The organism is Roseburia amylophila, from assembly GCF_025567465.1.
GTDB classification, from domain to species: domain Bacteria; phylum Bacillota; class Clostridia; order Lachnospirales; family Lachnospiraceae; genus Roseburia_C; species Roseburia_C amylophila.
Genome location: NZ_JAOQKI010000006.1, coordinates 55,049 through 68,210, shown reverse-complemented (window position 1 = coordinate 68,210; position 13,162 = coordinate 55,049). Strand labels below are relative to the sequence as shown.

At 40.6% G+C, this 13,162-nt stretch carries 9 protein-coding genes; all 9 read left to right on the top strand.

Going from position 1 to position 13,162, the window contains the following annotated elements:
• The first annotated feature begins 60 nt into the window (after positions 1 to 60).
• The 9 genes from OCV43_RS05125 to OCV43_RS05085 all read left to right on the top strand — a co-directional run bounded on the left by OCV43_RS05125 (position 61) and on the right by OCV43_RS05085 (position 13,047).
• Positions 61 to 1,389, top strand: a complete 1,329-nt coding sequence (locus OCV43_RS05125) for a DUF512 domain-containing protein (RefSeq protein ID WP_022242466.1) — start codon at positions 61 to 63, stop codon at positions 1,387 to 1,389.
• A complete protein-coding gene (der, locus tag OCV43_RS05120) occupies positions 1,382 to 2,704 on the top strand; it encodes a ribosome biogenesis GTPase Der (RefSeq protein WP_227701187.1) in 1,323 nt (440 codons plus the stop codon). Before OCV43_RS05125 ends, der begins: the two co-directional genes overlap by 8 nt.
• A gap of 4 nt (positions 2,705 to 2,708) precedes the next feature.
• A complete protein-coding gene (plsY, locus tag OCV43_RS05115; RefSeq protein ID WP_022242468.1) occupies positions 2,709 to 3,365 on the top strand; it encodes a glycerol-3-phosphate 1-O-acyltransferase PlsY in 657 nt (218 codons plus the stop codon).
• A 15-nt stretch (positions 3,366 to 3,380) separates the two neighbouring features.
• Positions 3,381 to 4,391 carry an NAD(P)H-dependent glycerol-3-phosphate dehydrogenase gene (locus tag OCV43_RS05110; RefSeq protein WP_022242469.1) on the top strand — a complete coding sequence of 337 codons (1,011 nt, stop codon included), beginning with the start codon at positions 3,381 to 3,383 and terminating at the stop codon, positions 4,389 to 4,391.
• A gap of 22 nt (positions 4,392 to 4,413) precedes the next feature.
• On the top strand, positions 4,414 to 4,848 hold the full coding sequence (locus OCV43_RS05105; RefSeq protein ID WP_022242470.1) for a dUTP diphosphatase: 435 nt from the start codon (positions 4,414 to 4,416) through the stop codon (positions 4,846 to 4,848).
• Between the two features lie 24 nt (positions 4,849 to 4,872).
• Positions 4,873 to 5,514, top strand: a complete 642-nt coding sequence (locus OCV43_RS05100; protein WP_262623573.1) for a phosphoribosyltransferase — start codon at positions 4,873 to 4,875, stop codon at positions 5,512 to 5,514.
• A 229-nt stretch (positions 5,515 to 5,743) separates the two neighbouring features.
• Positions 5,744 to 6,856: an ABC transporter ATP-binding protein gene (locus tag OCV43_RS05095; RefSeq protein ID WP_022242472.1), complete on the top strand. Its 1,113-nt coding sequence runs from the start codon at positions 5,744 to 5,746 to the stop codon at positions 6,854 to 6,856.
• A 238-nt stretch (positions 6,857 to 7,094) separates the two neighbouring features.
• Positions 7,095 to 8,165 carry a PucR family transcriptional regulator gene (locus tag OCV43_RS05090; protein WP_022242473.1) on the top strand — a complete coding sequence of 357 codons (1,071 nt, stop codon included), beginning with the start codon at positions 7,095 to 7,097 and terminating at the stop codon, positions 8,163 to 8,165.
• Positions 8,166 to 8,472: 307 nt separating this feature from the next.
• Positions 8,473 to 13,047, top strand: a complete 4,575-nt coding sequence (locus OCV43_RS05085) for an alpha-amylase family glycosyl hydrolase (RefSeq protein ID WP_262623572.1) — start codon at positions 8,473 to 8,475, stop codon at positions 13,045 to 13,047.
• The last annotated feature ends 115 nt before the right edge of the window (positions 13,048 to 13,162 follow it).

Genomic DNA, 13,162 nt, shown 5'->3' with positions numbered 1-13,162 from the left:
TGCCCTTTTTATTGTAAACTAAAGAGGTATTATAATATAGAAAGATTGAGAAAATAATTTATGCATACAAAGAAACATGTCATCAGTGGAGTTAAACCGGACAGCATTGCCATGGAGCTTGAGCTGGAGCCGGGAGATGAGCTGATTTCCATTAATGGCAAAGAAATAGAAGATGTATTTGACTATCAGTTCCTGACAGAGGACGAGTATCTTCTGGTGGTAGTAAGAAAGAATAATGGCGAAGAGTGGGAACTGGAAATTGAAAAAGATTATGATGAAGACCTTGGAATCGAATTTGAAAACGGACTGATGGACGATTACAAATCCTGTTCCAATAAGTGTATGTTCTGTTTTATTGACCAGATGCCGCCGGGCATGCGTGAGACACTTTATTTTAAAGATGATGACTCCAGACTTTCCTTCTTACAGGGGAATTATGTAACGCTGACCAATATGAAGGATAAGGATATTGAACGTATCATATACTACAATCTTGGACCGATTAATGTGTCGGTGCATACCACGAATCCGAAGCTTCGCTGTACCATGTTGCACAACCGTTTCGCTGGAGAAGCCTTAAAGAAAATCAAACGCTTATCAGATGCCGGAATTGAAATGAATGGACAGGTTGTACTCTGCAAGGGCGTCAATGATGGCGAAGAGTTAGAGCGGACCATCCGTGATCTGACAGAATACATTCCAAATATGCAGAGCCTTTCTATTGTACCGGTCGGCCTGACAAAATACCGGGAGGGCTTATATCCTTTGGAAGCTTTTGAAAAAGAGGATGCAGGAAAAGTCTTAGAGCAGATTCACCGCTGGCAGGATTATTGCATGGAGCATTTCGGTACACACTTTGTGCATGGAGGAGACGAGTGGTATCTTCTGGCAGAGCAGCCTCTTCCGTCTGCAGAAAACTATGATGGGTATATCCAGCTGGAAAATGGCGTGGGAATGATTACACTGCTGCGGGATGAATTCCGGGAGGCACTTGCAGCAGAAAAAGGTGATGCCAATCTGAAAAGGACAGTTACGCTGGTAACCGGAAAGCTGGCAGGACCGATTTTGGAGGAACTGACAGGAGAAATGAAGGAGAAGTTTCCAAATGTAAAGATACGGGTCCGCGTGATCCGAAACGATTTCTTCGGAGAACGGATTACCGTTGCAGGACTTCTGACCGGACAGGATATTATCGCACAGCTTAAGGACGAAGATTTGGGAGATGAGATACTGCTGCCATGCAATGTATTGCGTATGGGAGAGGATGTTTTCTTAGATGACATCACATTGACGGAGCTGAAAAGAACTTTACAAGTACAGGCAGATATTGTAAAATCAAGCGGGCAGGATTTGCTGAATGCAGTCCTTGGAAGGAGACAGAATGAGTAAACCAGTAGTAGCTATTGTAGGCAGACCAAACGTAGGAAAATCAACACTTTTTAACGTGTTGGCAGGTGAAAGAATTTCTATCGTACAGGATACTCCGGGTGTAACCCGTGACCGTATATATGCCGAAGTATCCTGGCTTGACTATAACTTTACCTTAATTGATACCGGCGGTATTGAGCCGGACAGCGGAGATATTATTTTATCCCAGATGCGGGAGCAGGCACAGATAGCCATTGATACCGCAGATGTCATTATTTTTATTACGGATGTAAGACAGGGGCTTGTAGATGCAGACCAGAAAGTAGCTGACATGCTGCGCCGTTCCAAGAAGCCAATTATTCTTGCAGTAAATAAAGTAGATGATTTTAAAAAATATATGCCGGATGTTTATGAATTTTATAATCTTGGAATTGGTGACCCGGTTCCGGTATCTGCAGCATCCAGACTTGGAATCGGTGATTTGTTAGATGAAGTGGCAAAGCATTTTACCCAGGAAATGTTAGAAGAAGCAGAAGATGACAGACCGCGTATTGCCATTGTAGGTAAGCCGAACGTAGGTAAGTCATCACTGATTAACAAGCTGACAGGTGAAAACCGTGTGATTGTTTCTGATATTGCCGGAACTACAAGAGATGCCATTGATACCGATATAAAATATAATGGCAGAGAATATGTATTTATTGATACGGCAGGACTCCGGAGAAAGAATAAGATTAAAGAAGAATTAGAGCGTTACAGTATCATCCGGGCAGTAACAGCAGTGGAACGTGCAGATGTGGTCATTATTGTAATTGATGCTACAGAAGGCGTAACGGAGCAGGATGCCAAGATTGCTGGAATTGCCCATGAAAGAGGCAAAGGAATTATCATTGCAGTGAATAAATGGGATGCCATTGAAAAGGATGATAAGACCATTTACAAGCATACAGAGAAAATCCGTCAGATTTTAAGCTTCATGCCATATGCAGAGATTTTATTTATTTCAGCCAAGACCGGACAGCGTACCGGCAGGATTTTTGAGACCATTGATGTAGTGCTTGAAAATAACAGCATGCGTGTGGCAACCGGTGTATTAAATGAGATTATGGCAGAGGCAGTTGCCATGCAGCAGCCACCAACGGATAAGGGAAAACGCTTAAAATTATATTATATTACACAGGCAGCGGTAAAACCGCCAACTTTTGTTATCTTTGTAAATGACAAGAACCTGATGCATTTTTCTTATACAAGATATCTGGAAAATAAGATTCGGGAAGCATTTGGCTTTAAGGGTACTTCCCTGAAATTCATTATAAGGGAAAGAAAGGAAGATTAATAAAATGTTATTCGGACGTGTAATATCAGTAGGAATCGGATATTTATGCGGTATGTTTTTATCCGGCTTCTTATATGGAAAGAAAGAAAATGTGGATTTACGTAAGGTGGGCAGTGGAAATGTAGGAACTACCAACACCATGCGTAACCTCGGCGTGAAGGCAGGCATTCTTACCTTGATCGGTGATGTGTGCAAGGTATTTATGGCAATGGTCATTGTATGGCTCATTTTCCGGAACCGTTATCCGGACAGTGTGAAGGTCTTAGAGCTTTATGCTGGTGTGGGCTGCATTTTAGGTCACGATTTTCCGGCTTATATGAAATTTAAAGGCGGAAAGGGAATTGCCTGTACTGGTGGTCTTCTGATTGGCTTCTGTCCGCTGGCAGTGCCAATAAGCCTTGGAATTTTTATTCTTGTGGTAGCAATCACACGGTATGTTTCCTTGGGTTCCATACTTGGTGTAATCAGTCTTGAAATACAGATTATCGTATTTGGCCAGATGGGACTGCTTTCCGTACCGGAGCAGTATCTGACGGAGGTGTATATTGTATTCGGTTTTGTGGCGGGACTGGCAATCATTTTACATCATGCCAACATCGGAAGACTTCTTAAGGGAACCGAGAACAAATTCAGTTTCCATTCAAAGAAACAGGAAGCATAGGAAAGGAAAAAACAAATGTCTGATATCAGTATCATTGGAGCCGGAAGCTGGGGAACTGCTTTATCGGTGGTATTACATAAAAACGGTCATAAGATTACAATCTGGTCTGCACTTGCACCGGAAATTGAAATGTTAAAGGAAAAGCATGAGCAGGCAGAAAAACTTCCGGGCGTTATTTTACCGGATGATATTATGTTCACAACAGATTTAAAAGAAGCAATCGAGGGAAAAGACATGCTCGTCTTAGCAGTGCCTTCTCCATTTACCAGAAGCACAGCAAAAGCAATGAGCCCGTTCGTAGCAGAGGGACAGCTTATTGTCAGCGTGGCAAAGGGAATTGAAGAGAATACGTTAATGACTTTATCTGAAATCATTATGGAAGAGATTCCACAATGTGAGGTGGCGGTTTTATGTGGACCAAGCCATGCGGAAGAAGTAGGAAAAGAAATTCCGACCAGTCTGGTAGCAGGAGCAAAGAAGCGTGCCACAGCAGAACTGGTCCAGAACACCTTTATGAGTGAAGTATTACGTGTTTATACCAGCCCGGATGTACTGGGAATGGAAATCGGAGCATCCTTAAAGAATGTCATTGCACTGGCAGCAGGTATGGCAGACGGACTTGGTTATGGAGATAATACCAAGGCAGCACTGATTACCCGTGGAATTTCAGAGATGGGAAGACTTGCCCTTGCCATGGGAGCGAAATATGAGACCTTAAGCGGACTGACCGGAATGGGTGATTTAATCGTAACCTGTGCCAGTAAGCACAGCAGAAACCGTCGTGCCGGATATCTGATGGGGCAGGGATATACCATGCAGCAGGCAATGGATGAAGTAAAGATGGTAGTTGAGGGTGTCTATTCTGCCAAAGCAGCAATTGCTTTAGCGAAGAAATATCATGTAGATATGCCGATTATTGAACAGGTCAATGAAGTATTATTTGAAAATAAACCTGCGAAAGATGCAGTAAAAGAACTGATGCTCAGAGATAAAAAGGTAGAGCATGACGACCTGGAATGGCAGTAGGAGAAAAGGAGTTTTTAGCAGAATGGAAAAGATTCGTATCAAATATTTTACAGATAAAATCGAAAAGCTTACATATATCGATGGCAAATCCGACTGGATTGATCTTCGTGCATCCGAAGAAGTCGAAATGAAAGCAGGAGAATTTAAACTGATTCCTCTTGGTGTGGCAATGGAGCTGCCAAAGGGATATGAAGCACACATTATGCCAAGAAGTTCTTCTTATAAGAATTTCGGAATTATTCAGGCAAACAGCTGCGGAATCGTAGACGGTTCCTACTGTGGAGACAATGATATGTGGAGACTGCCTGCAATTGCAATGCGTGATACCGTGATTCATGTTAATGACCGTATCGCACAGTTCCGTATTGTAGAGAATCAGCCGCAGATTCATTTTGAAGAAGTAGAAAGCCTGGGCAACCAGGACAGAGGTGGTTTCGGAAGTACCGGAATCCAGTAAATTATCAAACAGGGGGTAAATCAAATGGAAGAACGTATGGTCAAATTTTATTCACAGGAAAACAACAATCTTGCATTACATGCAATACCGGGGCATTTTGCCACCAGTCATTCGCACATCAATTACTATATTGATGTAACCAGTATAAAAGCCCGCGTGAAAGAGGCAAAAGAAGCTGCAAAAGTGCTTTACCAGAAGACCGGTAATCCATCCTATGTAGATACCATTGTATGTATGGACAGAACAGAAATGATTGGCGGATTTTTAGCAGAGCGTTTTGAACAGGGAGATTTTATGTCAACCAATCTGCATGAGACTATTTATGTTATTTCTCCGGAGATGAACAGCAGCGGTCAGATGATTTTCCGTGATAATACCAAAAATATGATTACCGGAAAACATATCGTGCTTTTGCTGGATACAACAACAACCGGTGAGACAATCAGAAGATGCTTAGAGTGCATCCGGTATTACGGTGGAATTATTGAAGATGTAGTAGCAATTTTCTCCACTGTTAAGGAAGTAGACGGTCACAGAGTAGAAAGTCTCTTTACCGAGAAAGATGTACCGGGCTATCAGGCATATGAGCAGCATGACTGTCCGTATTGTGCAAAAGGCATGAAGTTAGAGGCCATGGTAAATGGTTACGGATACTCTAAATTATAAAGAAAAGATAAACATTTTCTAAAGTGAAAACCCATTTCTTTCGTCGGATTGTACAAGAAAGAGATGGGTTTTCGTCACTCTGACGAAGAGATAAAAAAATGCACAGAATATCAGTCAGAACATACAAAAAAAAGAAAAATCTTTGTGGAATCCTCGCATAGCCAAAGTGCGCAATATCCTGTATGATAAGGACAGTTAAAAACGAACAAAACATTAGGAGGTTAAACCAATGGCAAGTTTATCATTAAAAAACATTTGTAAAGTATATCCAAACGGCTTTGAAGCTGTTAAGGATTTCAGCCTTGAAGTAGAAGATAAGGAATTCATCATCTTCGTAGGACCATCTGGATGTGGTAAATCTACTACACTTCGTATGATTGCAGGTCTTGAGGAGATTTCTTCCGGAGAATTATACATCGACGGAAAACTCGTTAACGATGTAGAGCCAAAAGACAGAGATATCGCAATGGTATTCCAGAACTACGCTCTGTATCCACATATGACTGTATTTGACAATATGGCATTCGGATTAAAATTAAGAAAAGTTCCGAAGGATGAAATCAAGAGAAAAGTTGAAGAAGCAGCTAAGATCCTTGACCTTGAGAAATTATTAGACCGTAAACCAAAGGCTCTTTCCGGTGGACAGAGACAGCGTGTTGCTATGGGTCGTGCAATCGTTCGTAATCCTAAGGTATTCCTTATGGATGAGCCTTTATCAAACCTGGATGCAAAATTAAGAGTACAGATGCGTTCTGAAATTTCCGCTCTGCATCATAGATTAGGTGCTACAATCATCTATGTAACACATGACCAGACAGAGGCTATGACATTAGGAACCAGAATCGTTGTATTAAAAGATGGTGTTATCATGCAGGTTGATTCTCCACAGAAATTATACAATGAGCCAGATAACTTATTCGTAGCTGGATTCATCGGATCACCACAGATGAACTTCGTAGATGCTAAATGTAATATTGAAGGTGAGAAGGTTTCCCTTACATTTGACAATACAACTGTTGTATTACCACCAGCAAAAGCTAAGAAATTAATTGAAGGCAACTACAACGGAAAGACAGTTGTTATGGGTGTCAGACCAGAAGATATCGATGATTCCCAGATTACAATCGAAACCTTCAAAGACAGCATCATTGAGACAGATGTAACCGGATATGAGTTACTTGGTTCTGAAGTATTATTATACTTCGAAGCTGCAGGAGTTCAGATGACAGCTAAGGTTGATTCCAGAACACCGGCTCGTTTAGGCGACCATATCAAACTTGCTATCGATCCTGAGAAGGTTCATGTATTCGACAAAGAGACTGAATTGACAATTACTAACTAATTCGGTACAATCGAACTGAATATAGTGCAATAACCCGGGTGCTATATGCATCCGGGTGTTTTACTTTACAGGAAAGTAATTTCCTGTAAAGTAAAACACGCTCCGCGAGGATGCGCACTGCGGCGTATAAGGTAGATGTCGCAAGCGACCGCCGCAGGCGCGAGAATGTGCCAAGGCACATTCTTTGTTCTCAGTAAAAGTCTTTTCTCATATTATATATAAGTAAGGAGTACGCAGAATGCTTTCAAATCATAAGCTACAGACAACATTAGAAGAAATCAGTGATATATCCAAAATCGGACTTGCCCTTTATGACGAAAACGGAAAGCAGGTTGCAGCAACATTTCAGATTGAAACAGATATGCATGCAGAGGTTGTGAATTTTGCAGCATCCATGGCAGAAAGCCAGATGTTGTCGGGCTTTCATTTCTTTAAAGTAATTGCAGAACAGGAAGTAGAATATATTCTTCTGGCGCGTTCCACTAATGATGAAGCATATATGGTGGGAAGACTTGCCGTATGCCAGATTCGGAATCTGATTGCCTCCAACCGGGAACAGTCGGATAAGAATAACTTTATGCAGAATATCCTTCTTGGAAATATGCTGGTTGTAGATATGTATAATAAGGCAAAGAAGCTGCATATTGAGCAGGCAAAGCGTCTGGTTTATGTCATAGAAGTGGATGGCAGAAAAGATTCTGTTATTGTAGAAATGGTGAAGAATCTTTTTGCAGACCGCAACCGGGATTTTGTAACAGAGTTAGACGAGCAGAACATTATCCTGATTAAGGATGCAACAGATTTGAAAACAGAAGAGGATGCATTGCATCTGGCGAAAACAATTGTAGACAATCTGCATGCAGAAGCAATGGTGCGTGTCCGTGTGGGTTATGGTAATACGGTAAATACCCTGCAGGATATTGCCAAATCTTATCAGGAAGCCAAGATGGCACTGGAAGTAGGAAGAATCTTTAATGTAGAAGAGGAAACCATTTCCTACGGAAAGCTTGGCATCGGCAGACTGATTTACCAGCTTCCGATGAGCCTTTGCGAAATGTTTATCAAAGAGATTTTTGGTGAGCGGAATATTGATTTAGATGATGAAACGATGGTGACAATCCAGAAATTTTTTGAGAACAGCCTGAATATTTCAGAAACAGCAAGGCAGCTATACATCCACCGGAATACGCTGGTATACCGTTTAGAACGTCTGGAAAAGATGATTGGACTTGATATCCGCAAATTCGAGGATGCCATGACTTTTAAGATTGCCATGATGGTCATTGCACATATGGATTACCAGAATTAGCTGCCAGGTTTTGCGGAACTATGAAAATTTAATTATGTAAATTATATGGGACAGTACCAATCGGTGCTGTCCTTTTTTCGAAAAAATTATCATGCGGAAATTGTGTAAAATGAATTGTAAAAATGAGCTTCAAGACAGAAATTAGTTAAAATGCACAAAAAAGAATTTCTTTTTTAGTTTATTTGCGGATAGCGAAAGTAAAAAAATTAGAATATAATTAATTATCGAAAAACTGCGAAAACGTAATCGGAGGGAAAACGTAATCGCAGGGAAATATAAAATAAAACGATGAAAAGGAGAGGGAAAGATGAGAAAGTTAAAAGAACGCTTTCACAGGAAACATGGCATTGTAAGCCGTATCTTTAGTATGGTACTTGCACTTGCTATGATTGTGACCATGGTTCCGGCAATCGGTGGTGCAACCACTGCATATGCTGCGAGCCCGACAATCCGGTTGTACCTGGACAAACCAAGTACATGGAATACACCGGTTGTCAATGTCTGGGCTGCCGGTGCTACGGTAGATAACCATGACGCAGGAAATGCCGCCATTTCACAATGGGGGGATCAGGAAAAACCAAAGCTTGCATATGAGGAAAGTTCTGGACTCTATTATGTAGATGTACAGAGCAGTGAGTGGACAGGTTTTCAGTTTGTTGATGCAGGTTCTACTGAGAAGGCTGCACCAGAGATAAAGACAGAAGGAGCTGCAATTGAGCAGATTAAGACTTTTACTTCTGATACAAGCATTTATTGTTTATTGGATGATAATGGAAAATATCAGTGGTATAAGGATGCTTCAAAGAATGAAACATTGATTCCGGAGTCTGTACCAACAGAATGTGATCTGACTATTAATTATAAGAGCACATTAGGCAATGATGTTGCTGCATATATATATCATGAGACCAATAAGCCGGCAGGTGAATGGCCGGGAAAAACCATGACTGCAGCAGAAGGTCATGAAGGCTGGTATACAATGCATCTGACATTAGATAACAGCACAGATTATGATCTCATTTTAAATGATGATGGACATGGAAACCAGTTAGACGGAGTAACACTTTCTACAAAAGGAAAGGCAGAAGCAGAGTACTGGTTCGATGGTTCTTTGTCAGAGACAAAACCTGCTGATTGGAAATATGTAACAACCATTCATTATCTTGCTTCAGGAATGGGAAGCACTATTTACAATCATATGTGGGGAGCAGATGCCTCTGCAACAGGAGCAGGTGTTGGAAAAGAATGGCCAGGTGGACAGATTTCAGAAAATGCTGACCATTCCGGATGGTATGATGTAGTATATACACAGGATGTAAAACAGAATTTCAGCTGTATTTTTAATAATAACAATGGAGCACAGACGGATAATATTGATGTTTCTGTAACATCAACAAGTACTGAACTCTGGGTTACCGGAACCAAAGGTGGTGGTGATACAACCGTATATAAAACAGCACCGGACAGCTGGGAGGCACCGGTTCCAGACCACACATTTACAATGTATTATTACAATGAAGATTTATCAACAGACACAGACATGGGAAAAGTTGATATGTGGATGTGGAATGCCGGATTAAATGGATCATATGTTTTTGATGAAACAGAATATGATGCTGCAAATAATGTGACATGGTTTAAAAAGACCATTACAGTTGCCGGCAGTAATGTGGGAAAAACAGTAGGATTAAAGGCACGTTATGACATAACACAGGGATGGGATGGCGGCTCTGATACCGCAGACCGTTCTTTTACAATAAGCGGTGATGAGAATGAGGTATTATATTATGTGGATGGTTCAGATCCGGTTCATGAGAAACCGACAATCGTACCAACGGAAAAGAGATACCTTGTATTGGATTATGAGAATCCAGGATTAAAAGAAAAAGGAATTACACCACAGTTCTATACATGGTCATCAGGATATGCTTCAGCATTAACCGATTTTACATACGTAGGTGGAGATAAATGGACAATAACAATTCCAGCAAAACCATCTTGTACAAAGGTTGATTTTTGTATCGCATTAGATTCAACAGTTGATCCGTGGATTAAAGATGGTGGAGACCATTCCGTTACATTCCCTTCTGACCAGAAGGTTATCTATGCCAGCATGAAAGCCGGCAGTGAGCCGGAAATTGCTATGCCATATAATACTGGCTATGAAGTAGATGCAGAAAATCAACAGGTATCATATTACTATCGTGATGATGCTGCATTTGTAGATGGCACCTTAAAGGATATGACAGTATCTGTTGATGTAGACGGAACAGAGTATCCAATGACATACAATGATACAACAAAGCGTTTTGAGTATGTAAAGAGCGGCTTGACAGATGGTAAAACACATTATCGTTACAAAGCAAATGGAACTTATGTTGTAGATGCATTCAATTCAAACAGTGAAGAGTACAAGAAAGCAGATTACTCATATTTTGAATACTATAAATTAAATGCAACAGTTACAGCAGAAGTTATGAATAAATCCTTTAACTACAATGAAAATGATGTTGTTAAGTTTAAGGTTGAACAGGATAGTTCAGATGCTAAAACATTAGAAGTAGCTAGCGCAAGTATCGATGTTTCTTCCCTTGGCGGAAGCAATGCAATGCCGATTGAACCGGAATTGCAGGCAGTTACCATTTCTGCTACAACAGATACAACATTAGGAATTAAGACATTACCAATTACTGTAACAGACCAGTACGGTAATAAATTCAGTACTACAGTGGATGTTGAAATTACAGACCGTGTGAAGGAAAACAAAAATGATTTCGACTGGGATGAATCTGTTGTCTACTTTATGGTGACAGACCGTTTCTTTGATGGTAATGAATCTAACAATACAGCAAGTGGTGCAGATACATACGGAGACAATCCGGGACTGTATCATGGTGGAGATTTTGCAGGTGTAACAACCAAGTTAGATTACTTACAGGATTTAGGTGTAAATACAATCTGGATTACACCAATTGTAGAAAATGTGAAAGGTGTAGCTGTAACAGATGAGGGTTCAGAAGATGTTCCTTATAATGCAGCATACCATGGATACTGGGCAAGTGATTTTACAAAATTGAATCCGACACTTGGTACAACAGAAGAATTTGAAACTATGATTAGCGAAGCACATAAACGTGGCATGCGTATTATGGTTGATATTGTTGTAAACCATGCTGGATATGGTACAGAATCAACATTTGCTGATATGCTTAGGGATAAGAGCGTCAGTGAAGGCGATATTAAATCATGGCAGTCTGGCTTGCCGGATTTTGCAACAGAAAAAGCAGATGTCAGGGCAAAATTAGTAGAATGGCAGACATCATGGATGAAGGATTATGGTGTTGACTATTTCCGTGTAGATACAGTAAAGCATGTTGACAGTACAACATGGGCAGCACTTAAGAATTCTACAACAGAAGTAAATCCATCCTTCAAGATGATTGGAGAATATTATGGCGCAGGATATGCGTCAAATGGTAGTACCTTAGGTACCGGTCAGATGGATGCAGACCTTGATTTTGATTTTAATGATCAGGCAACAAGCTTTGTCAGTGGTAATATTTCTTCTGTAGAAAGCTTCCTTTCTTCCAGAAATGCAGCACTTAATAACGCATACATGACAGGTCAGTTTTTAAGCAGTCATGATGAAGATGGATTTAAGGCGTCCTTAATGAACGGAAAAGGATATACCGAGGATGAGGCAACATCAGCAGCGTTAGTTGCAGCTACCTTACAGCTTACTGCAAAGGGTATTCCGGTTATCTATTATGGTGAAGAAGTTGGTTTAAGCGGATTAAATAATTATCCATACCAGACTAATAGATATGACATGGATTTCTCTCTGGCAACAGAGGACAATGTAACTTATCAGCATTATAAGAATCTGCTGAGCATCCGTAATGCATACACAGATGTATTTGCAAGAGGAAGCAGAAAGGTTGTGGCAAGTTCTGATGAGGAAGGCTATGATGTAGTTTCAAGATCCTATGGAGGAACAACCTTATATGTTGGTATGAATATCAAGGATACCGCAAAAGAAGTAAAAGTTCCGGTTAATGCAAATGCAGGAAATACAGTTGTAAATCTTTATGATGGTAAAACATATACTGTTTCTTCTGATAAGACAGTAACAGTTACCATTCCGGCAGCAAAGGATGGCGGTACTGTAGTGCTGAGAGCAGATAAAAAGATTAATCTTGACATTACTGTTCCGGGTAAAGATTTCCAGGAAGTAATTGATACCATTGATGCTGTAGGAGATACAGCAAAGATTAATGTTACAATGCCAGATACCACAAAAGTTCCGGCAGAAGTATTCAATGGCATGATTGGAAAAGATATTACCATTACCTTCAAGCTGAACGACAACGTAAGCTGGATTGTAAACGGAAAGAACATTGTAAGTAAATTAAAAGATGCAATAGACCTCGGTGTAACCGTAGGTAAGAGCAGCATCCCGGCTGATAAGATTAAAGCATTAGCTGGAGACAACAAGACCATTGAACTTTCACTGGCACATGACGGAGCATTTGGATTTGATGCTACACTTCGTGTCAACGTTGGTGCAGAGAACAGTGGAAAATATGCAAACCTTTACTATTATAATGAAAAGACCGGAGCATTAGAATATGTTCAGGCTGTAAAGGTAAATGCAGACGGAACCGTTGATTTCAAATTCTCACATGCATCTGAGTATGTTATTGTACTTAGCAATACAGATATGAAACCAGCAGCATCTACAACTCCGAATGCAACACCTGCTGTAACAGCAGAGAAGCAGGTTAAGACAGGAGATAATACTCCGATTGCATGCATGGTAGTATTGTTATTCGTTGCAGGAGCAGCGGTAGTTGTACTTTACAGAAGACGTAAAAGAGTCTAAGCAGAGCAAAACTGCAAACAGGAGAGTTTAGTTTTTATAATGTATATCGTCTGAAATAAGAGGATAGATGGAAAGGGCAGCGAAAGCTGCCCTTTCCCCTTTTAACCCTCTTGGA

Excerpts from the sequence above, each read along its gene's own strand:
- OCV43_RS05125 (WP_022242466.1), top strand. The coding sequence starts at position 61 with ATGCATACAAAGAAACATGTCATCAGTGGAGTTAAACCGGACAGCATT.
- der (WP_227701187.1), top strand. The coding sequence starts at position 1,382 with ATGAGTAAACCAGTAGTAGCTATTGTAGGCAGACCAAACGTAGGAAAA.
- plsY (WP_022242468.1), top strand. The coding sequence starts at position 2,709 with ATGTTATTCGGACGTGTAATATCAGTAGGAATCGGATATTTATGCGGT.
- OCV43_RS05110 (WP_022242469.1), top strand. The coding sequence starts at position 3,381 with ATGTCTGATATCAGTATCATTGGAGCCGGAAGCTGGGGAACTGCTTTA.
- OCV43_RS05105 (WP_022242470.1), top strand. The coding sequence starts at position 4,414 with ATGGAAAAGATTCGTATCAAATATTTTACAGATAAAATCGAAAAGCTT.
- OCV43_RS05100 (WP_262623573.1), top strand. The coding sequence starts at position 4,873 with ATGGAAGAACGTATGGTCAAATTTTATTCACAGGAAAACAACAATCTT.
- OCV43_RS05095 (WP_022242472.1), top strand. The coding sequence starts at position 5,744 with ATGGCAAGTTTATCATTAAAAAACATTTGTAAAGTATATCCAAACGGC.
- OCV43_RS05090 (WP_022242473.1), top strand. The coding sequence starts at position 7,095 with ATGCTTTCAAATCATAAGCTACAGACAACATTAGAAGAAATCAGTGAT.
- OCV43_RS05085 (WP_262623572.1), top strand. The coding sequence starts at position 8,473 with ATGAGAAAGTTAAAAGAACGCTTTCACAGGAAACATGGCATTGTAAGC.